Genomic DNA, 22,793 nt, shown 5'->3' on the forward strand with positions numbered 1-22,793 from the left:
TTATGATTAATAAATATTTTATCCGTCTTATTATTTGGGGTGTAATTGTTCTAAGCAGCATAATCCTATTTATAGTTATTATTACAAAAGGACTAAACTTAAATACAAACATTCTAGCATTGTTACCAAACCAAGAAACATCGCCTGAACTTACCTCAGCATCAAATAAGTTTTCTGACCGTATAAGTAATGATGTTGTATTCTTAATAAGTTCTAAAGATCAGACTAAAGCTACAAATGCTGCAGCAAAATTTAGCCATTTACTAGAACAAAGTAATAACTTCACAGCAGTAAATACTGGAATAAATCAAAACCAGCAATTATCTTGGGCAAAATTTTATTTCCCATACAGGCTACAATTACTTAGTGATAAAGACCAACAACTACTAGTTGATAAAAACTATGAAAGATTGTACCAAAATGCTCTAGCAAATATATATAACCCAACAGGAGTGGTTAATCGTAACTTACTTAATAATGATCCTTTCTTTACATATCAAAACTATCTTTTAAACTTACCTAAACCAAGCTCCAACCTTAAGCTTAGAAATGGCTTTCTAGTAGCTGAAAAAAACAATACTTATTATGTTCTTATTAAAGCCGAAATTAAAGGACAAAGCTTTTCATTAACAACTCAAACTGAAATTATCAAAAGCATTAATAATGCTATCAAACAGATTAAATCAAATCATATTAGTGTTCTAAAAACTGGAATGCTCTTTTATGCAAATGCTGGAGCCGAAGATGCTCATCATGAGATAAATACTATTGGTATTGGCTCTATGATAGGCGTCTTGATTTTGATAATTCTAACATTTAGATCAATTATTCCACTTTTTTTTACACTATTTTCAATACTTTGTGGATTTATTGCTGCGTTTGTTGTTACACACTATATATTTGGTAGTGTCTTCTTATTTACGCTAGTTTTCGGTGCAAGTTTGATCGGTATATCTGTCGACTATGCTTTCTTTTACTATTCTGAAAAGCTTTTAGCTGATGCTAATTGGACTCCAAAAACAGGACTAAATCGTATTTTCAAAGGCATAACATTAGGACTTTTAAATGTTATTATAGCTTTTTTAGTTATAGCAATTGCACCTTTTCCTGGACTACATCAACTAGCAGTTTTTGGTATCGTTGGCTTAGCTGTGTCATACCTAACAGTGATATGCTTTTTCCCATATATTATCAATATCAAATCAAAAAGCCATAAGAGTATTCCTCTATTAAGGCTTACGGATAAATATCTAAATCTGTGGAAAAATATTAGTACAAAAAAAATTATTCTGATCTTACTAGCCCTAGTGATAATAATTATTGCAGGAATATATAAAATAAAGCCAAATGATGATATTCATATATTACAATCAACTCCTAAAGAGCTCAAGGATGAAGAACAACAGCTTAAAAACATAATTGGCAGTGATATAGGTCTCAGCTATATTATCGTATTAGCTAAAAATGATAATACCCTTCTGTCAAAAGCTAATCATGTAACAAGCATTATTCGTAGCAACTTTGCTAATATTAAAAATCCACTAATTAGCATAAGTGACTATGTACCAAGCTTAGAGCAGCAGCAACAAAACTATAATCTTATACAAAACTTTATTAATACCAAATATCCACAAGAGTACCTTAAACAAATAGGTTTCTCAGAGGCTCAACAAGTAAAAGTTATAGATGAAATTAAAAACACAAAATTTAAGCCTCTGGAACTATCTGCATGGTTAGATAAACCTGTTTCAGCACAGATGAGATTTTTGTGGTTAGGAGACCAGCCAAATAATTATAAAGCTGTGGCAATAGCACTTTCAAAAGATATTGATATTACTAAACTACAAAATTTATTTAGCTCTATCGAGGATGTTTATATTGTTGATAAGGTAAGTCAGATAAGTGATATTTTTGGTCATTATCGTAATATGATTTCTTACATAATGGCAATTGTATTTGTCTTACTATGGTTAGGATTAACTCTTAGATATTCTTTTAGAAAATCTATAGTCTATATTGTAGTACCATTATTATCATGTCTAATATCTATAGCATTTCTTGGATTACTAAATATTCCTCTGACATTATTTAGCATCCTTGCGATAATACTTGTTTTAGGAATAAGTATGGATTATGTTTTATTCTTAGCTGAGAGTCATAATAGATTCAGTAGTACTATGCTAGCATTGGCACTATCAGCTATTACTACTATACTATCATTTGGGCTTTTGGCGTTAAGTAATACTCCAGCTATTGAATATTTTGGTCTAACTGTATTAATAGGTATTTCGGTAGCATTTTTATTAGCTCCTATAGCAATTAAGGTACAAGGTTATGAAAAGTAAAATTCTTTCAACTATTTTTATATTCATCTTTTTAAGCAGTTGCTCATTGTTGCAAACAAAACAGCAAATCGATGTAAAGGTAGCTATAACACCAGATACAACTGTAACACTACCCCAGCCACAACAACTAGGTATTGATAAAACAATATCGCAAATAGTCTCTGCTACTTATTATGATAAAGATGGCAAACAAAAAAATCTAACAACAAATATGATTATTGAAGCCAACTCAAAACATATCATAATGGTAGCGTTATCAGCTTGGGGAGGTTCTTTATTTAAACTTGATTATAATGGCAAAGATATCCAAAGTAGTAGCCTGCCAATGCCAAACCAAAATATTGGTGTTAAACAAAGCCTCACAGAGTTTATTATAAGCCAAGCCCCTGTCGATATTGTCAAAGAGATGTTTGCTAATACAAGCATTAGCGTATCAGAAAAAACAAATGAAAGGATTTTAACTTCTAAAGACGGCAAAAAAATTCTAACGATAAAATACAGTGATAATAATAAAAAGATAACTATTCACAACTATCACTATAACTATACTATTAACATAACAGATTTAGATCAATAATTTTTTTGATATATCCTATTTTGTAAAGACACTATCAAAGCCATAATATTGTGCAAACTGCTCATTGTTCCAGCCTTGACTTTTAATATATTCTGGATCATCTGAATATTCCATAAGCTCAAAATAAACTACACCCGTGTGTCTCATCAGATGAAAACTTGGTAAAAGTATATTTTTCTCATGTATTTGTTGATAATGCCTTACATCAACCATTCTAAGATGATTGTAATAACCTAATTGAAGATAAGCATAAAAAAACTTAACTACAAAAAATAATAAAGCGACAACAAAAAATAAATATAACTTATCAAATAAATATGAAAAACCTGAACGAAATAAGTATTTGCATATGATATAAAAATATATAAGCATGTATAGCATTTCAACTCGTATTTCTAAACCAAACATAATAAGAAATGTTGTCAGAGAAATCGATACTAAGCATAAAATTGTAAGAACCTTAGTTTTTATATCCTTTTCAAAAGCAAAAACCATAAATATAGAAAGAATAAATGGTAGTGAAAGTTCAAATTTTGAAAAAAACTTTATAGTTATATCAAATAAATTATGAAATATATACCCTAAAAGAGATTGCCCAGCAAGCATACCACTAGTTCTGGCAAAATTTCCGGGTGCTATCATCATCACAATACCCGCAATTATAAATGGTATAACAAAATATAAAGTATTCTTATTTAGTTTATCTTTTTTGACAATTTGATGAATTATATAGTAAAAACAAATGGTAAAAATTACCATGAAAAATGCTTCATTATATAAACCAAGAAAAATACCCAAAATAATACTTAATACTTTTGAGTGCTTGTTCTTTACGAAAAGAAAATAAAAAACCCATACAAGCAAGCTAATGCCCCAAAGATATTGAATGCCTATGGTCTTCCACATTGCATTGCCTAAAAAAGTATTTTCTATGAAGTAACCCATAAATAGACAAGCATATATAATGAATTTTCTAGATAGAATACTAACTTGATCTCTAAATATTAATTTATATAAGTAAACAAACAACACTGTTAGTGCAAGTGCATTTAGCATATCTACAACATAAATCAAAGAAGGGTAACTTTTGTTAAAAAGAATATAAACTGGTAATTGTGCCGAAACTCTACCAGTCCAATAGAAATAGTCACTTCTAATGTGAAACCATACAGTTCCATCATGAAGAGCATTTACATTTGAACGCCAAAGATCATCCATCATCAAAGGTTGACACAGATTTATAATTAAAAAATAAGTGAATATCAAAAGGTAAACAAATACCTGATATTTTATATTTGATTTTGTACTAAGCATTTATAAAGTTTAAACAATTCATACAGTAAAAACATTATATATAATTTATGATCAAAAATACTGACTTTTTCTAAAAAGTGCTGACTTAGCCTTGACACGGCACATGAATCAAAAGTTACCGTTGCTTCCTTCCGGACCTGGCGGGGTTCACAATTTATCATTGCGTGGAAACCAAGTCAGCGTTAGGTATATTACTAGATATATCCTAAAATTACAAGCTAACAAAGCAAATTCCATTATCTAAGATAAATTGGTATTATTATCAAAAATAGTTAAATTCGACAAATATTATGATAATAGTTATATCGCCTGCTAAAAGTCAAAATTTTGAAACCGCAACAGTAAAGTATCAATTTACACAACCAATATTCAAAGATCAAATAACCAAGCTTATAAATACCCTTAAACACTATGAGCTTGATGAGATTGAAAAGCTAATGAAAATTAGTCCTAAACTAGCTGAAGAAGTATTTACTAAACATAATAACTTTAACCCTAAGAGTTATAGCGAGTTAAATTCAAAAGCTGCTATTTTCACATTTAGTGGAGACGTTTACAAAGGTCTTGAGGCAGATACATTAGATAAAGAAACTATCGAATATGCTCAAAATCATCTTTTGATGTTATCTGGACTATACGGACTGATACGCCCTCTTGATTTAATGCAAGCTTACAGATTAGAAATGGGTACAAAAATTAAAATTGATGGAGAAGTTCTATATAAGTATTGGCAAGATAAGGTCACAGCTCAATTAAATGAATACTTCAGCCAGCAACAAAATAAAGTTTTGATAAATCTTGCTTCTAATGAATATTCCCAAGCAATAGATAAAAAGTCTTTAGATGCAAAATGGCTAGATATTGATTTTAAGGAAAATAAAAACGGTACATATAAGACTATAGGGATTCATGCAAAAAAAGCGCGCGGTTTGATGACAAGATACATTCTTGAAAATAGGATAGAAAATATTAGTGATATTAAAAAGTTCAATGTAGCTGACTACAAATTTAACTTAGAACTTTCAAATGAAAATCTTATATGCTTTACGAGATAGTTTATGAAAATAAGAATACTCTCTTTAGGAGAAAAACCACCAAAATGGGTTAGCGAAGGTTATGATGAGTACAAAAAGCGCCTAAGTAAATCAATCCCGCTTGAACTGATTGAATTACCAATAGCTAAACGAACTAAAACTGGTAATCCCAAACTTTGGATGGAACAAGAAGCTAAAACTATCCTTACTAAACTTAGCGATTCTGATCACTTAGTAATTCTTGATGTTAACTCTAAAATAATTTCAACAGAAGAACTATCTGAAAAAATGCAAAACTGGAAATTTAATAATCCAAATGTTGTAATTTTAATTGGTGGTCCAGATGGTATAGATCAAAGTATTAAAAATATTGCTAAAGAAAAAATATCCATATCAAAAATGACTTTCCCTCATCCTCTAGTACGTATCATTATTGCTGAACAGTTGTATAGAGCTTATACGATATTAGAAGGCCACCCTTATCATAAATAACCTCAAAACCTAGCTTTTGTACACCTATCTTTATGATTTAAATCTTTAATAGTCTGAATGTCACAAAAACTATACTGAGAAAATATATTTGCTATATCATTCGCTTGGGTGAAGCCATGCTCTATATACAAATATCCTCCTTGTTTTAGAAAACGACTTGCTTGGGATATGATTATTCTAATATCTGCTAAGCCATTATCTGCCGCAAATAAAGCTCTTGATGGTTCATGCTCTCTAACACTATCATCAATATTGGCATCGTCAATATCTATATATGGTGGATTTGATACTATGATGTCAAACTTAGTCTCATCTAAATTTTCATACCAACTACTTTGCATAAATTTAACATTAGTAATATTATTGGCGTGAGCATTTTTTTTAGCAACATCTAGAGTCTTAGAGTATAAATCAACAGCCACAACTTGACTCTTAGGTAGCTCATCGGCCAAAGCTAAAGCAATCGCGCCAGAGCCCGTACCAAGATCTAATATTTTTAGTTGAGGATTTTTATCTTGTATATCATCTAACACTGCAGCAACTATAACTTCAGTATCTGCTCGGGGTATAAGAGTATCTTTAGTTACAGATAGCTTTTGATTCCAAAAATATTTATAACCAAGAATATAAGCTAATGGCTCGCCCGCTAAAAGACGTAAAATTTTCCCATTTATTTTTGTAAGTATGGCATTATCTAACTGCTTATCAGAATTTAGATAAAGATAAGTCTTATCAACACCCAAAACATCGCAAATAATCATTTGTAGATCATGTTTTATTGATGAGTCACTTTGAGGAAATTTAGCTACAGCTGAAGCTAACATTTGAGATATTGAGATATTACTCATCTGACATAGTTGCTAGAAGATCAGCTTGATGCTCTAAGATTAGTGGCTGGATAATACTATCTAGACTTCCTTCCATAACTTCATCAAGTTTATAAAGAGTTAAGTTAATACGATGGTCAGTAACTCTACCTTGAGGATAGTTATACGTTCGAATTCTCTCAGATCTATCACCACTACCTACTAGATTCTTACGTGTATCAGATTGCTCTTTTTGTTGCTTATCAATCTCTGCTTGTAGAAGTTTTGACTTAAGCATTGACATTGCAGCTGCACGATTTTTATGCTGTGATCTTTGATCTTGGCATTCAACAACCACACCTGTTGGGATATGTGTAATTCTAATCGCCGAGTCAGTTTTATTGACGTGCTGCCCTCCAGCACCTGATGCTCTAAAAGTATCCACTTTAATATCAGCAGGATTAATATCAATTCCCTCAACCTCATCTGCTTCAGGCATAACCGCAACAGTACATGCTGAAGTATGAATTCTACCTTGTGACTCTGTAGCAGGTACTCTTTGTACTCTATGAGCACCTGATTCAAATTTTAATTGTGAATATACACCATCGCCATATATCCTTGAGATAATCTCTTTGTAACCACCATGCTCACCTTCACTAGCTGAAACGACCTCAATTTTCCAGCCTCTTTGCTCAGCGTATTTTGAATACATCTTAAACAAATCACCGGAGAATATTGATGCTTCATCACCACCAGTTCCAGCACGAATCTCTAAGAAAATATTAGCATCATCATTTGGATCACGTGGTAAAAGAAGTATCTGTAATTCATCTTCAAGTCTCTCAATTGACTCATTAGCTGATTTTAATTCTTCTTTTGCCATTTCAACTAGCTCTGCATCTTTCTCATTGAGCATTTCATAGGCGGCCTCTTTATCTTCAAGAGCTTGAGTGTATTCTTTAAATGCCATAACAATAGGCTCAAGATGAGAATATTCTTTTGATAAGTCTCTAAACTTATTCTGATCAGAAATAACATTAGCTTCACCTAATAATGCACTGACTTCTTCATGTCTTTCTATCAAACTTTGCAGTTTTGCTTTAATAGAATCTTTCATTTATTTTTCCACATTTAAACCAAACATTCGTTTCATACATACTAAACAATCACTTCTACCCTGCTTAGAAGCCTCTTTCATACCGACCACAGGATAGTGTAATACTTTCTTTTTAATCTCATAAGCAAATCTTTTAAGCACTTCTTCAGGATCTTTACCATTTCTTATTTTCGCTAAGCTTTTTTCTAATGATAAATCCACTAAGCCATCCGCTTTTTGAAATAGTTCCTTAATAGCACTATTTGAAATAATTGCTTTTTCTTTTTCTAGATAATCTTCTAGTGATTTTACAATAATTTTTTGAGCTCTTGAGCTCTCATGTTTCCTTTTATCCTTATTGCCTTCTATAACTGTATTAATGTCATCAACACAATAATAAGCATTCTGTTCTAGATCTCCTAATTTAGGATCTAATGCCTGTGGTATAGAAATATCAATAAAAACTCTTGGCTTTTCTCCTACATCTTCACATTTGACTATGTACTCAGTAACATTAACTGCTGCAATTATAATATCCGCTTTTTTAATCAGTTTAGGTAAATCTGATAAATAATATGCACTAGCATTATTAAAGGTAGATGTAATTTTTTCAGCTTTTTCTATTGTTCTATTAGCTAACATAATATGTTTAGGATTAAGAGCTGTCACATGGCGAAATAAAAGCTCCCCTGTTTGACCAGCACCTACTATAAGCACATTTTTGGTAGAAATATTGTCCAACTGCTTTTTAGCTAAAGTAATTGCTGAAAATGCTACTGATACAGGACAGTGACCGATTCTAGTTTCACTACGAACCTTTTTAGCTGTAGCAAAAACCTTCTGGAAGACTCTATCTAATTCCTTACCTATAGCATGATTTTTTTTACTAAGAGTATATGAATCTTTAACCTGACCTAATATCTGAGGTTCTCCTAAAACCATAGATTCCAAACCACATGCTAGTTTCATCAAATGCATGATTACTTCGGTACCTTGACGTAATTTAAAGTAATCTCTTATTTTAAATTCTGGATTTCTAACATAACTTTGCCACCAAGCCAAAATATCATCTACAACTCTTAAATCTGTTATTTCAAGATATACTTCAGTCCGATTACATGTTGACAAAATCACAGCATGAACAACATTATCTATAGCTAGTATTGACTTATATAACATCGACACATCAAGCCCTGAAAGTGCAAACTCACTACGAACTTCTATTGGGGATTTTTTATAATCAATTGCTAAAGATATTAATGCCATATTCAAATAATTTTTAAACGTAATAATTACTGATTAAACTCAGAAAAACAAAATCATATTTTAGCATAAAAGACCGAAACATTACATTCTAAATCTAACTAATAAACTTAGAACGTTGGCAACTTTTATGTTAAGATGTTGTAAGTTTACTATAAACAAATTTAATTTGTAGACGTCAATAACCATGAAAAATTTATCTAAAAAACAAAGTCAAGCCCTATATACGATAGTAGGTATAATAGTTGTAGCTATCATTTGCACTATAATTTTACAGTTTTATAACTCTGATAATGAAAAACGCATGTTTGAAGCATCAGACATTTACCAAAGAGCACTAATTGCAAATGAAAATCCTAAATCTCCGACAAGTATAAAAATATCAAAATTTGAAGAGGTAACAAAAGACTACCCAAATACTAGCTTTGGCATATTTGCTAGTTGGCAATTAGCTGATTTATATATGGCTCCTACTGATTTAGATACCAAGAGTTTTAATATTAATTTATCCAACCTACCTAAAGCTATTGATGTATTGCAACAGAGTGTCCAAAGCAATCCTAATGATACCTTGACAGATATTACAAAAGTTAGGCTTGCTAAGCTTTATATATCAAGTAACAACCCTGATAAAGCTATCTCTATTCTTCAAAGCATTAACTCTCTAAATAGCAATGCATATCCACTAATGCTATTAGGCGAAGCTTATAGTGAGAAAAAAGATAAGGATAAAGCATTAGATGCTTGGAATAAAGCTCTACAAGATCCTAACAGCTCAGCTGAATTCAAACAAATAATTACCCAACTTATAAATAACGCTAAATAATCATGAAAAAATTATTTTTATTAACAACTCCTTTGCTACTATCATTATTAGTCGCTAGTTGTTCTGAGAGTAATGTCCCACCACCCACACCATTAGCCGAAAAACCTCCTAAGGAGGCTAAGGTGAAAGTTAAATGGAGCAGATCTACGGGTAATGGTAATGGCGGTTTACCAATCTATAATGTCTCACCTGCATATGCTAATAATATGGTATTTGTTCCTAATCAAAATGGTATGGCTTATGGTTTAGCAATTACAAATGGTAAAATAATTTGGAAGCATGATACTGGCACCATTCTATCATCTCAACCAAGTACTATAGCTAACGCGGTAATATTTGGTTCTATAAAAGGAACTTTAACAGCTGTCGATCAAAAAGATGGTCAAATACTATGGCGGACAGATGCTCCAAGTAGTATCTTTTCTCAACCAACAATATATAGCAACCATTTATATACTCATACTCACGATGGTTCTGTGACTTCTTTTGATGTCACCAACGGTGCAAAAGTATGGAATGTAACAAACAATATTCCTGAGATAACACTACCAAGTGACTCATCTCCTATTATACTTAATGACACTGTGATGGTAGGGTCTGCTTTTGGTACAGTACTAGGCTTTACTCTAGACAATGGTGATAGAACTATCAACTTACCAATTGCTATTGCCCATGGCTCTTCACCTGCTGATAAGATGGTAGATATCACATCAAATCCAATGTTATATGGTAACTATCTTATATTTGGTGCCTATCAAGGTGCTATTGTTGCTCTAGATAGAGATACCGGAAAAATGCTTTGGGCAAAAAAAGCTTCTATAATTAATAATATGGCTATTAATAATGGTGTGATTTTCACAGTACAAGCTAATAGTGAGCTTAAAGCATACGATATCCAAACTGGAGATACAGTTTGGACACAAAATATACTAGAGTGGCGCAAAATAACTGCTCCTATATATTATAAAGGATTGATTGTAGTCGCTGATTATCAAGGTTATTTACACTTTTTCAACTCGCTGAATGGAGATTACTTAGGTAGATATAAACTTACTCCTAGAAGCGACTTTTTTGACTATGGAATTTCAGGACAATTAGTTCCAACTGAAAAAGGTATACTTGTAGAAGCTGATAGTGGTACTACATATTTAGTTGATGCTCATAGTGATAGAGTTATTTATGAAAATATCCTAGGTGACTATAAAGTCGACCGAGGTCAAAACGTTAAGGTTATTTATCCTCTAGAACAACCAAAATCGGCTCCTATGGAAAATACACCAAAAGATCTATCTAGCAAAGAAGTTGACTCTGACAAGTCTAAAAACAGTACTGGCTCAGCAGCGACAACTGCAGCGGTTGTCGCAAATGCTAGTGGTAATACAGATATATCGAACTCAACTAATCAAAATTCACCAAGTTCGAGCAACAGTACAAATTCAGAAGCACAAAACTCTAACTCTTCGATAGCTGAAGGTGTTGTAACATCAAATAACACAACCCCTATACCAAAAGGTAAAACTGCCACCATAATAGTTGGTGACTTTAGTAAGAGTGGTTCTGACTAATGTATAAAGGTATACGTCCATCGATTTTCATTTTGATTCTAATGGTCTCTTTGGGACCTTTTGGTGACACTATTTATGCTCCTGCTTTACCAGAAATCAAAACTATTTTAGGCACAGACTATCCTCATGTACAACTAACTATAACATCTTACCTACTTGGTTATTCAGTTAGCCAGCTTTTATACGGTCCTTTTTCAGATAGGTTTGGACGTAAGCCTGTAATGTTAGTAGGCTCAGGCTTTTTTATCATTAGTTCAATAATATGTCTACTCAGCACAAATATTGACACTCTAATTTATGCAAGACTACTTCAGGGATTTGGTGCTGCTGCTGGCGGTGTAATAGCAACAGTTGCCGTCAAAGATGCTTTTAAAGTTAGTGAGCAAGGCGCTATATTTGCTATTATGAATATTGCTTTTGCTTTAGCTCCTGCATTTGGTGCTATTCTAGGAGTTTTCCTTAGTCCTAACCTGATATTCTGGATATTATTAGTCGCTGCTACATTTTTATTTATTCAAGTAACTGTTTTTTTTCCAGAAACAGTAAAAGAAAAAAATATAGATGCACTAACCCTGAGATCCTTCTTTAAGAATTACTTTTCCCTTTTCAAGGATCATCAATTCTTCTTTGCAACCTTTGTATTAGGAATAAATATTAGTGTGATATACGCCTGTTTAGTTACAGCTCCCGATATTTTTATAAATATTTTAAAGCTTGAAAAAGCTAATTTCTTATATCTACTTACAATTATGGTTACTGCCGTAGTATTAGGATCAATTATATGCTCAAAGCTAAGTCGTGTAATAGCTTATAAGCATTTAGTTAATTTTGGTATGCTTTGTACTTTAATATCAGGATTGCTCTTTATTTATGCATTCCACAAATTAACAGGATTAACCCTATCTATAGCTTTAACTGGTGTTCTTTCTCTGACATTTATAGGTGTATCATTCAGTGTACCCTTATTAACACCAATAGCATTAGAGAACTTTACTACTACTGCTGGAGCAGCATCTTCAGTTATGGGTTTTATGCAGATGGGAATTGCTTCAATAACTACTGCTGTAATTAGTCAAATTCATTTTGGCAGTGAATTTACTCTAGCTTTTGCATTTGTACTACTGCCACTTATTGGACTAATAATATTTTTTCCTTACAGTTGCTATTTTCTCAAAAAGTAAATATCAAGGACCTTTATGCCTTAGGTTTACGAATTAAAATGATTATATGATAGAATCTACTTTAAATAATATATTTCAAATATCTAAAAATTTATAAATGCAAAACTATAATGCTAAATCTATCGAAGTTCTTACTGGTTTAGATCCTGTAAAGAAAAGACCTGGTATGTACACTAATACCGAAAACCCAAACCATCTTATACAAGAAATTGTTGATAATAGTGTTGACGAAGTTTTAGCTGGATATGCTAGTAAAATAAATATCACCTTATATGATGATAATAGTATCGAAGTAGCTGATGATGGTCGCGGTATGCCTGTAGATATCCATCCAGAGCACAAAATGTCCGGTATCGAGCTTATTATGACTAAACTACATTCAGGTGGTAAATTCAGCAACAAAAACTATACACACTCTGGTGGTCTTCACGGAGTTGGGGTTTCTGTTGTCAATGCCTTATCAAGCAAACTTGAAGCAGAAATCAAACGTGATGGTAATGTTTATCAAATAACTTTTGAAGATGGTCTAAAAACTAAAGATTTAGAGATCATTGATAGCGTTGGTAAAAAAAATACTGGTACTAAAATTAGATTTTGGCCTAACAAAAAATATTTTGATGATATCAAAGTTAACGTTAAAGCTCTTAAAAATCTCTTAGAAGCTAAAGCAATACTCTGCAAAGCACTTACAATTAAATACTCAAATGAAATAAAAAAAGAAAGAATCTCTTGGCATTTTGAAACAGGATTAAAAGGTTACCTTGACCATAAATTAGAAGCTGAGACTCTTCCGCTTGAGCCTTTTATGATAGATAATTTTTCAAATGGTGATTCTTATTTAGATGCTGTATTTTGCTGGTGTGAGGATCCTTTAGAAAGTATCAAAAACAGTTATGTTAACCTAATTCCAACACCGCAAGATGGCACACATGTTACAGGTCTTAAAAATGGTGTTTATGAAGCTATCAAAACTTATATTGAAAAAAATTCTCTTGGGATAAAGAATGTCAAAATTACAGCAAACGACTCATTTGCTAAGTTAAATTACGTAATATCCGTAAAAATAACAAATCCTCAATTTACAGGCCAGACAAAGGAAAAACTCTCCAATAAAGATGTGACTTCATTTGTAACCACAGCTGTCAAAGATTTGCTAACAATATGGCTGAATCAAAATCCTGATGAAGCCCGTCAAATCATCGAAAATATTAATAGCATTGCCCAAAAAAGAATTAACGCTGATAAAAAAACTACTCGTAAGCGTATTATGAATACTTCGATTCGCTTGCCTGGTAAACTTACAGATTGTATCAGTTCTGATGTAAACTCGACTGAACTTTTTATAGTAGAAGGTGACTCTGCTGGGGGCTCCGCTAAACAAGCACGTGATAAAAACTTTCAAGCTGTCTTACCTCTTAAAGGTAAAATCCTAAATAGTTGGGAGCTTGATGCAGATACTATTATGAACTCCCAAGAAGTTCATAACATTGCTACAGCAATTGGCGTTGATCCAGATAGCGATGATATTTCTGGCTTAAGATACAACAAGATTTGTATCCTTGCTGATGCTGACTCAGACGGCCTACATATTGCAACTCTTTTATGTGCCATGTTTCTTAAACATTTCAGAAAACTTATCGAGTATGGGCACATTTATATTGCTCAACCGCCACTATTTAGAATTGACATCGGTAAGAATACTTTTTATGCTCTTGATGAAAACGAAAAAGAAAAGATTTTAGCTGAGAATACCAAACTAACAGGTAAGATAAATATTATGCGTTTCAAGGGTCTTGGCGAGATGAATCCTATCCAATTACGTGAATCAGCTATGGATGTATCATCTAGAAGACTTTTACAGCTTACAATCTCTAATACGTATGATGATGCTGAAATTTTAGATATGCTTTTGGCGAAAAAAAGAGCCAAAGACCGTCGAGATTGGCTTGAAAATCATGGTGATAAAGCTGAAATTGAATAATATTTTTCTCTCTCTACAAATAAGGAGTATAATTAAAAATAATACTTAACTTAAAGGAAGATTAAGTGTCCATCTTATACTCAAAAAATTTTGACTCTTTTGATTGGGGCTGGCTTGTAATAAGCTTTGGTATGGCTCTAGGGGCTGGTATAGTTTTGGTACCAGTTACAGTTGGAGTATCTGGCATATTTATATATTTAATATCTGCATTATTTGCCTACCCTGCTATTTTTTTATTTCAAAAACTGTATATGAACACTCTATTTGATACCAAGGAGTCAAAATGCTACAGTGAAACCATAAAAGACCTATTAGGTGAAAAATGGAGCATTGTTCTTGGTTTTTTATATTTTATAATGATGTCCATATGGACTATAGTTTATGCTGAGACAGTAGCAAATGCTCTTAGCGATTATCTATATCACTTTAATATAATAAATATTAGACTCGATAATAGTACTATTTATAGCTTGATATTAATGATCATTTTAGTAGCTATTGGAACAAAAAGTAAAAATCTACTATTCAAAGCATCTACTTTACTAACTCTTATACTTCTATGCTCTGTTATCATAGCAGCTATATATGTTATCCCTGAATGGAACTTCTCTCAGCTGAGTATTTATCCAAAAGGCTGGGAGGCTGTACCTAAAACAATAATTATGATTCCATTTTCTTTAACAACCATATTATTTATACAATCATTAAGTCCCATGGTGATGGGATATAGAGAACAATACTCTAAGAATAATGATTTAGCAAAATACAAAGCTCAAAGAACTATGAAAATAGCTTTTTTTACATTATTGATAATTGTTTCTTTTTATGTTCTTTCTTTGGCTTTAATTATTCCTCAAGATCAAGCAATTTTGGCAAAGAATCACAACCAATCTGTATTTTCAATACTCTTAAAAATCTATAGTCATAATACATTTTTGCAAATACTCGGAGTAATTATAAATATTTGTGCTATTTTAGCAGCTTTCTTGAGCATTTTAACAGGAATGAGAGAGTCATTACGAGGTGTACTATTAAATATCACAAAAAAATTCTTTGATAAGAACAAATTCTCTTCAAATCAAATAGAAGCAACTATTATTATTTTGATAATACTATTAACATGGTTATCTATTATATTCAAAATACCTATTTTTTATTTAGTTCCATGGTGTGGTCCTATATTTGGCATCATAGGTTGTTTAATACCGGCCTATATTGTTTTTAAGGTAGATAGATTTGCAAAATATAAAACTATTTCTGTTTACTATATAGTTTTAGTTGGAATCATTTTGTGTATATCGCCACTATTATCTGCATATCTTTAAAGTAAAAAGATAATTTAGTTTCTCATTTAGAAAAATTTATAAAATAAAAGATATTTTTTGATAAAAGATACGGCAACCTAGGGTCATTAAAATCTGCTTTTATTTACAGATATCTGCCAATCTTCCTGTCATTACTCCCAAAATAGCATCATCTGTTTCATTCATTCCTTTACCAGTGGCTAAGATTGCAATATTTTTGATTGTATCTTCAACATCATCACCAACAATACCGTCATGTGGAGTTACCGTATTACCAAGCATTGCAGCATTCACAGCATCAAACGCTGCATATACTGAGTTTGCTATCTTAATCGAGCATGATGAATTAGCACCATCACACATAATACCAATAATTCCTGCTAAAGCATTAATGATAGATTTCTCAACTTTATCCTCAGATAAGTTTAACATCATTGCTAAACCACCAGCAATACCAGCAGATGCGCATGTTGGTCCACATAGAGCTGATAGCCTACCAATACTTGATTTGATATAAACTGTTGAAACAATAGCAAAGAATAAAGCGCGATATAGCTCTTCTTGAGACTTGCCCTTTGACTTTGCAAACTCAATAAGTGGTAATGATAAAGTCAGCCCTATGTTACCACTACCAGCGGCTGTCATCACAGGTAATGCCGAGCCTCCCATTCTTGCATCACTACCAGCTGATGCTGCTGCCGCAGCACGATTACGGATATCATCTCCATAAAAGCCATTATCGATACCTGAACGAATATTTCTACCAGTCTGGATACCATATTGATGCACCAAACCCTCATTTGATATATTAGAATTATCTTTAACAATTTTATCTAACATATCACTAATTTTAGATGTATCTAAATGAGATGCAATTTTGTAAATCTCTTTAATCGAGAATTTAGAGATTATTTCATCAACAAGATTGCTCTTATTATCTGCATCATCAACTTCATAAATAATTTCATCATTCTTCTTGATTAAAGTAATATTTGTATGCGTATATTTAAACTCGACTATAACCTTGTCTTGTTTGTAATACGCTTCTATACGAATATATAGCTTTATAGGCTTGGATGCATTAAATACTTTTATACAATCTTTTTGTAAATACTCTTGTACTTTCGGAAGATCTGCTTTAGTTACCCCAGAAATTACCATAAGTTCTTTAGCTGCATTACCAGCAATTGTACCCATCGCGACAGAGGCTTCTATACCAATCATTCCACCACTATTTGGCACAGTTACGCTTTTTACATTCTTTATCATATTACCAGAAGCAAAAACATCTATTCTATCAGGTATATGTCCTAGCACATCTCGTGTTTTTGCAGCACAATACGCCAAAGCCACAGGCTCTGTACATCCTTCAGCTGGTACAACCTCTTTATACAACAAGTCTATCAATTGCTGTTCTCTACTCATCTCTCTAATCTCCTTTAGATTTAAAATCTACCTTTCTCCAATCAAAATATTTACCAGGGTCTGTTTTTCTATTCGGTGCGATATCACTATGTGCAGCAATATCACTCAACTCTCGATAACTCTGCTGTAAATCTCTTAATAAAGTATTGAGCGAATTATATTGTTGTTGATTATACACACTATTATCAGTGCCTTGCAATTCTATTCCTATCGAAAAATCATTACAGCCTTGTCGGCCATTAAATTCACTTACTCCAGCATGCCACGCTCTATCATCTGCAGAAACAAATTGCATTATCTCGCCATTTCTTTTTATATAAAAATGTGCAGATACTTGTACACCATTTAAACTTTGAAAGCTCTCATGTTGCTGGCAATCAAGCTTGTTGGCAAAAAGCTTCTCAACATTAGTATTATCATACTCACCTTCTGGTAAACTTATACAATGTATAACTACTAGACTGATATCATTAACATTAGGTCTTTGATTAAAGTTAGGACTTTTTATATGCTTAGCTTTTTTATACCAACCTTGCTCGAACATCTTAGTATTTAAAATCATTTGTAATAGTATTATACTTTATCAACTAATTTGGTAATTTTGAATAATTTTAACTATGAAATGCCTTGATTGTAAGCTTGCAAAAAGAACTTTTTTATACGGTATAATAACATTAATAATCGTAGTATTTAGCTATAGTTTCTTAGATGTAAAAGTAGCAAATTTTATACATACTAGTGATTTTTTCGGTACAGCAATTAGTACTCTAGCAGCGCTAACCTCTCAAATTTTTTCACCTAAAATTTGGGCCATCATCACTGCTATTGTTACACTAATATGTATTTATAAACACATAACTAAAAAGCCATCAGAAAAACTCTACATTATGTCATTAACCTTGATAATGACTATTTTAATCACCACTATAGTCAAAGTCATATTAGCAAGGTATAGACCAGAAATGTTACTCTTTGACAACAGATATGGTTTTCACTTTTTCTCTTTCAAAAAAGCTTATAATTCTATGCCATCTGGTCATACAGCATTAACTTTTGCTGGCTTACTTGCGATAGCTAACTTTTTCGACAAAAAATTTATCACGATTATAGCCGTAGCTGTATGTTGCTTCGTTGCTGTTAGTAGAATTATTATCTTAGATCATTTTATCTCAGATGTAATAGTAGCTGCATACATAGGTATTTTTACCTACTTATGGTCAAAAGCATTTGTTGAAAATAAAAGATCGAACTAAAATCAATTTATATATTCTTTGAAATAAGTCAGTGCTTTTCGATAAACATCTTGCTTGAAATAAACCACATGATTTATTGGATACCAATAACTAACCCATCGCCAATTATCAAATTCAGGAGAGTCATTGGCTTCTAAGTTAATATTACTTTCTGAAGTTTTTAATCTTAATAAAAACCATTTTTGTTTCTGTCCTATACATACAGGCTCTCGACTTCTCACAAGTGAATCTGGAATATCATATTTAAACCAATCTCTAGTAGATGCAATTACTTCAACATCATGAGGACGTAAACCAACTTCTTCGTATAACTCTCTATACATAGCCTGCAATGGTGTCTCGCCTATTGCCACTCCTCCTTGAGGAAACTGCCAAGAGGTTCTACTCTTTCTTTGACCCCAAAATACTCTATCTTGTCTATTCAGTAAAACTATCGCTACATTTGCTCGATACCCACTTTTATCTATCATTATTCAAAGAAAACTTTCTTCTACCTAATCTTATTGTAAACTAATTTTTCTAAGTTTGATAACTTATAATTAGATTTAGTTCATAACAATATTATCTATAAATATTAACAAAATAACCATTTTTTGATTCTTTACTTATCTTCATCAGTCAAATCATTTAACATAGTTATTAATACCCATATAAACACTCTTAAAATAGTGATTCCAAACACTCTTAGTAATTGCTTTTTTATACAAGCTAAACAAACTCCTAACAATATAGCTATCACTGATGAAAATATTGAGCTTACATATCAGCAAACAGCTAACCAAATTATAAATCTAGCGAGATACTTGTCAGAAAATGGCTATAATCAGAATAGTATAATCTCTATATACAGTTCAAAACGATATGAGATTATCATTGCCTTTTTGGCAGTATCAAGTATAGGAGCAAGTTGCGTACAGTTAGATAAATCATTTCCTTTACCTTTGCTTAAAGATATTATTAACGATACAAACTCGGACCTAATCCTATGTGATGAAATACCAAATATTAAATCAGTTAAATGTATAGATTATATAAATATCATCTCAAAATATAATGACTCTAAGATTCAAGTACCTAGTGATATAAACACAGATCCAGAAAAAGATTTTTGGCTAGTATACTCATCAGGTACTACAGGCAAAAATAAAGGAATTTCAATATCTCATAGAGCAATCCTTGAATCATATAAGATTAGAGAAACTATCAAACCATATGATAGTGGTAGTTCGATTGGTTGTAATATTTATTATCTCTGGGAAGCATTTAGACCCTTATTAAAAGGCGGAAGAACTAATATAATTCCAGATACAATACTTTATGATTTTAAAGCGCTTGCAAAATATATCAAAAATAAGAAAATCAATGAAATTCTTTTTACACCTTCATATCTTGAAACTTTATTATCAACCTCTGAAGATACTGCTATAGAAATATTTAATAATATTGATACATGCTGGTTAAATGGAGAAGTAGTTTCTAGCTGGTTACAATACAAACTAGAAAAATTCATGAGCTCCACAAATATATATAATCTGTATTCCATATCTGAATGTCACGATGTTGCAGTATATAAATTACACCCAAATGATAAATATTTAGAAGAAGATGGCGTTGTCCCTGTTGGTCATGTACTACCCAAAGTTGATGCAGTTGTGCTTGATGAAAATAAAGAAATAGTTAAGAATGGCCAAAAAGGAGAAGTCTATATCCACTCTATAGGATTAGCTAATGAATATATCAATAGACCTGATCTGAACGCAGAAAGATTTATCACTGCAGCAAATAGTCCAATCAAGAAGCGACTTTATAAAACTGGAGATTTTGGCAAGCTATCAGATGATGGACAGTTAATAACAATATATGGTCGATGTGATTATATTATCAAACTAAGAGGTTATACCCTTTCACTACCATTTATTGAATCTGTTATTAAGGATAAATTTGACATAATGCACTGTATAGTCGATAAAATTGGTGCCACAAGAATGTCAGAATCACTAATTGCATATTTAGAAATTCCTAAAGAGAATCAAGATACTTTTCGCCAACGATGGAATCTAAAAGATAACAATAAACCATCTAAAAAACTACTAGATAAAATTGCTCCTTATCTAGCTCACTATATGCTCCCTAAATATATTGTTCTACTCGATGAAATACCTCTTAACAGATACTCAAACAAACTTGATAGGAATAGCATTAAACATGATGATTTAATCATTGAAACTCAAGAAGTTCAATCAATCAATAATCTGCAAGACTATAAAAGACTATGGTCAAATATCTTAAATATATCTGAAGATGATATATCTCTAACAAGCTGTTTTTTTGAGCTTGGCGGATCATCCTTATCTGCAATGTTACTTATAAGTAATCTAAAAGAGCTTGGCTTTGATATTACTATCAGCAATTTTGTTGAAAAAAGTTCTCTAAAAGATAGTTATAATCTAATAACAAATAATCAATCCTCAACAAAACAAAAAATCACTCAAGAGATCTTGGATGATATTAATAAATTTACAACCGCTATAAAACCAAATATTTGCCAAGATTTACCCTCAACAAATACTGGAAATATCTTATTGACAGGCGCAACAGGATTTTTAGGCTCTCACCTTCTAACTCACTTAATATCAAATGAGAAAATACAAACAATTTACTGTTTGGTACGAGCTACAGATAAAAACCAAGCAAGACAAAGAGTCGAAAAAACTCTTAAAAAACTTAACGTTAAAACAAACTCAAAAATAGTATATTTAAATGGAGATATTACTAAAACAAACTTTGGTTTAGATAGTAAAAAATGGTTAGAACTATCTAAAGAGATAAATACTGTTATTCATACAGCAGCGTCTGTTAACCTACTATTACCTTATAATGCTTTGAAACCAAGCAATCTTGATGGAACAGCACATTGTATTGATTTTTGTCTTACGAATAAAAGTAAACATTTAATATACATATCCACTAATGGAATATTCCCATTACATCTGAATAAAATTTTTGATGAATCTAACTCCATTGATTGGATTGAATCACTAGAGTCTGGCTACTCACAAACAAAGTGGGCAGCAGAAAAACTTGTTCATAGAATGATTGAAAAAGGTCTTAATGCAAGTGTTTTAAGACTAGGAAATATCTCACCTCAAACACCTAGCTATATAAACAAATCCGATACGAATTGGTTACTACTAAAAGAAATAATTACCCAGAAGAAAATACCTCAAAATATAAACTTAGAAATGACTCCCGTAGATCATATAACTAAGATTGTAGAATATCTCATATTGACTAAGCCAGACTACAACACCCTTAATATTACTAACAAAAATTTTCTTAACGCAAACATATTAGCTAAATGTTTCAATTATGAAACTATCGAATATAATAATTGGCTTGATGCTATTATAGATGGCTCAACAAAATTCTTAGCAAAAGATAAGCTAAATATCGACTCATCAATATGTAACTATGATAGAACCAATTACCAAAGAATCATGAAAGAAATCAATATCAATTATCCAGAAATAACTGCTGAATATATAAATAATATTTTTCTAGGAGGTAAAGATGAGCTTACTTACAAATAAACATGTATTAATAGTCGGTGCCTCTAGTGGTATGGGTAAAGCTATTGCTAATGCATGCCGAGAAAAGCAAATGAAAATATCTTTATGCTCGCGTCGTGAAATTGATATTCAAGATGATACTACATTCTTTCAATCAGTAGACATCCAGAATTTAGCTCAAGTAGAGAGTTTTATAAACCAAAGTATAGATAATTTTGGTGAATTTGATTATGTCATTAACTGCGCAGGTGTTATGTATTATCAATGTATAGAGAATAGAAATTACCAAGAATGGATGACTACCATAAATACTAATGTCATAGGATTTACTAATCTTTTATACTCTGTACTACCATCACTAATCAAAAATAAAGGCATGCTGATAAACATAACATCTGATGCTGCTAGGCAAGCCTTTCCAGGTCTAGCGATTTACTCGGGTTCAAAGGCTTTTATGGAATATACACTTAGAGCCATTCGTTTGGAGTTAATTGATAAAGATGTCAGAATTATCAACATCCAACCAGGTAATGTTGCTACTCCATTGCAAAACATGTCTACAGATAGTGAGGCTGTCAAAAAATATGCTAGTGATGATTCAGATAATTTCATACAGCCACAACAAATAGCTGAGACAATAGTTTTTGCGATGAATCAACCAAAAAATGTTGCCATAAACGAAATACTAATAGAACCTCAAAAAGAGCCTATCAGCGGATAACTTCAAACTATATAAACATCTATACTTGTAATATTTCA

The 22,793-nt window shown here is 31.8% G+C and carries 19 protein-coding genes and 1 other RNA gene; 12 read left to right on the forward strand and 8 right to left on the reverse strand.

The genetic code is table 11. The annotated features are described in order from the left end of the window. Positions 1–2 precede the first annotated feature (2 nt). Both IMS64_RS07830 and IMS64_RS07835 read left to right on the forward strand, forming a co-directional pair. Positions 3–2,345, forward strand: a complete 2,343-nt coding sequence (locus IMS64_RS07830; protein WP_211490358.1) for an MMPL family transporter — start codon at positions 3–5, stop codon at positions 2,343–2,345. After that, positions 2,335–2,922 (forward strand): DUF3261 domain-containing protein, encoded by a 588-nt coding sequence (locus tag IMS64_RS07835; protein ID WP_211490359.1) that lies wholly within the window; start codon positions 2,335–2,337, stop codon positions 2,920–2,922. The genes IMS64_RS07830 and IMS64_RS07835 overlap by 11 nt, the downstream gene beginning before the upstream one ends. 15 nt (positions 2,923–2,937) lie before the next feature. Here the strand turns inward: IMS64_RS07835 and IMS64_RS07840 are convergent, their stop codons facing one another. Together IMS64_RS07840 and ffs are read right to left on the reverse strand one after the other, a co-directional pair. Next, on the reverse strand, positions 2,938–4,236 hold the full coding sequence (locus tag IMS64_RS07840) for a DUF6056 family protein (protein ID WP_211490360.1): 1,299 nt from the start codon (positions 4,234–4,236) through the stop codon (positions 2,938–2,940). Between the two features lie 80 nt (positions 4,237–4,316). Beyond that, positions 4,317–4,413: signal recognition particle sRNA small type (gene ffs, locus IMS64_RS07845), an RNA gene on the reverse strand. A gap of 113 nt (positions 4,414–4,526) precedes the next feature. Between ffs and yaaA the strand changes: the two genes are divergently transcribed. Further along, the gene (gene yaaA, locus IMS64_RS07850) at positions 4,527–5,291 is read left to right on the forward strand and encodes a peroxide stress protein YaaA (protein ID WP_211490361.1); all 765 of its coding nucleotides are present in this window, start codon (positions 4,527–4,529) and stop codon (positions 5,289–5,291) included. Between the two features lie 3 nt (positions 5,292–5,294). Next, entirely contained in the window at positions 5,295–5,762 is a 468-nt protein-coding gene (gene rlmH / locus IMS64_RS07855) for a 23S rRNA (pseudouridine(1915)-N(3))-methyltransferase RlmH (RefSeq protein WP_211490362.1), read from the forward strand. Between the two features lie 2 nt (positions 5,763–5,764). On the opposite strand, the gene prmC is transcribed toward rlmH, so the two are convergent. Genes prmC through IMS64_RS07870 form a run of 3 tightly spaced genes read right to left on the reverse strand, consistent with a single transcriptional unit; the run spans position 5,765 to position 8,933 of the window. Next, positions 5,765–6,610 carry a peptide chain release factor N(5)-glutamine methyltransferase gene (prmC, locus tag IMS64_RS07860; protein WP_211490363.1) on the reverse strand — a complete coding sequence of 282 codons (846 nt, stop codon included), beginning with the start codon at positions 6,608–6,610 and terminating at the stop codon, positions 5,765–5,767. Further along, positions 6,603–7,688: a peptide chain release factor 1 gene (gene prfA, locus IMS64_RS07865; protein WP_012280458.1), complete on the reverse strand. Its 1,086-nt coding sequence runs from the start codon at positions 7,686–7,688 to the stop codon at positions 6,603–6,605. The genes prmC and prfA overlap by 8 nt, the downstream gene beginning before the upstream one ends. After that, positions 7,689–8,933 (reverse strand): glutamyl-tRNA reductase, encoded by a 1,245-nt coding sequence (locus IMS64_RS07870; protein WP_042524019.1) that lies wholly within the window; start codon positions 8,931–8,933, stop codon positions 7,689–7,691. 184 nt (positions 8,934–9,117) lie between these two features. On the opposite strand from IMS64_RS07870, the gene IMS64_RS07875 reads away from it, so the two are divergent. From IMS64_RS07875 to IMS64_RS07895, 5 genes are all read left to right on the forward strand, one after another. Further along, positions 9,118–9,756, forward strand: coding sequence for a YfgM family protein (locus IMS64_RS07875; protein ID WP_088821653.1), 639 nt, complete (start codon positions 9,118–9,120; stop codon positions 9,754–9,756). 2 nt (positions 9,757–9,758) lie between these two features. Beyond that, positions 9,759–11,321: an outer membrane protein assembly factor BamB gene (gene bamB / locus IMS64_RS07880; protein WP_211490364.1), complete on the forward strand. Its 1,563-nt coding sequence runs from the start codon at positions 9,759–9,761 to the stop codon at positions 11,319–11,321. Further along, positions 11,321–12,502 (forward strand): multidrug effflux MFS transporter, encoded by a 1,182-nt coding sequence (locus tag IMS64_RS07885; RefSeq protein WP_012280454.1) that lies wholly within the window; start codon positions 11,321–11,323, stop codon positions 12,500–12,502. Before bamB ends, IMS64_RS07885 begins: the two co-directional genes overlap by 1 nt. Positions 12,503–12,599: 97 nt before the next feature. Next, positions 12,600–14,483 carry a DNA topoisomerase IV subunit B gene (gene parE / locus IMS64_RS07890; RefSeq protein ID WP_211490365.1) on the forward strand — a complete coding sequence of 628 codons (1,884 nt, stop codon included), beginning with the start codon at positions 12,600–12,602 and terminating at the stop codon, positions 14,481–14,483. A gap of 65 nt (positions 14,484–14,548) precedes the next feature. Then, positions 14,549–15,808 carry an aromatic amino acid transport family protein gene (locus IMS64_RS07895; protein ID WP_012280452.1) on the forward strand — a complete coding sequence of 420 codons (1,260 nt, stop codon included), beginning with the start codon at positions 14,549–14,551 and terminating at the stop codon, positions 15,806–15,808. Between the two features lie 99 nt (positions 15,809–15,907). Here IMS64_RS07895 and IMS64_RS07900 read toward each other — a convergent pair whose 3' ends face one another. After that, on the reverse strand, positions 15,908–17,212 hold the full coding sequence (locus IMS64_RS07900; protein ID WP_035736910.1) for an L-cysteine desulfidase family protein: 1,305 nt from the start codon (positions 17,210–17,212) through the stop codon (positions 15,908–15,910). Between the two features lie 4 nt (positions 17,213–17,216). Further along, positions 17,217–17,756, reverse strand: a complete 540-nt coding sequence (ampD, locus tag IMS64_RS07905; protein WP_211491107.1) for a 1,6-anhydro-N-acetylmuramyl-L-alanine amidase AmpD — start codon at positions 17,754–17,756, stop codon at positions 17,217–17,219. A gap of 73 nt (positions 17,757–17,829) precedes the next feature. Here ampD and IMS64_RS07910 point away from each other — a divergent pair, with 73 nt between their 5' ends. Then, positions 17,830–18,465: a phosphatase PAP2 family protein gene (locus tag IMS64_RS07910; RefSeq protein ID WP_211490366.1), complete on the forward strand. Its 636-nt coding sequence runs from the start codon at positions 17,830–17,832 to the stop codon at positions 18,463–18,465. A gap of 2 nt (positions 18,466–18,467) precedes the next feature. Here the strand turns inward: IMS64_RS07910 and IMS64_RS07915 are convergent, their stop codons facing one another. Beyond that, positions 18,468–18,935, reverse strand: a complete 468-nt coding sequence (locus tag IMS64_RS07915) for an RNA pyrophosphohydrolase (RefSeq protein ID WP_004287076.1) — start codon at positions 18,933–18,935, stop codon at positions 18,468–18,470. A 198-nt stretch (positions 18,936–19,133) separates the two neighbouring features. Here IMS64_RS07915 and IMS64_RS07920 point away from each other — a divergent pair, with 198 nt between their 5' ends. Continuing rightward, positions 19,134–22,055 carry a non-ribosomal peptide synthetase gene (locus IMS64_RS07920; protein ID WP_244972900.1) on the forward strand — a complete coding sequence of 974 codons (2,922 nt, stop codon included), beginning with the start codon at positions 19,134–19,136 and terminating at the stop codon, positions 22,053–22,055. Continuing rightward, positions 22,036–22,755, forward strand: a complete 720-nt coding sequence (locus IMS64_RS07925) for an SDR family oxidoreductase (RefSeq protein ID WP_211490368.1) — start codon at positions 22,036–22,038, stop codon at positions 22,753–22,755. The genes IMS64_RS07920 and IMS64_RS07925 overlap by 20 nt, the downstream gene beginning before the upstream one ends. The last annotated feature ends 38 nt before the right edge of the window (positions 22,756–22,793 follow it).

This window comes from Francisella philomiragia, assembly GCF_018135955.1.
GTDB classification, from domain to species: domain Bacteria; phylum Pseudomonadota; class Gammaproteobacteria; order Francisellales; family Francisellaceae; genus Francisella; species Francisella philomiragia.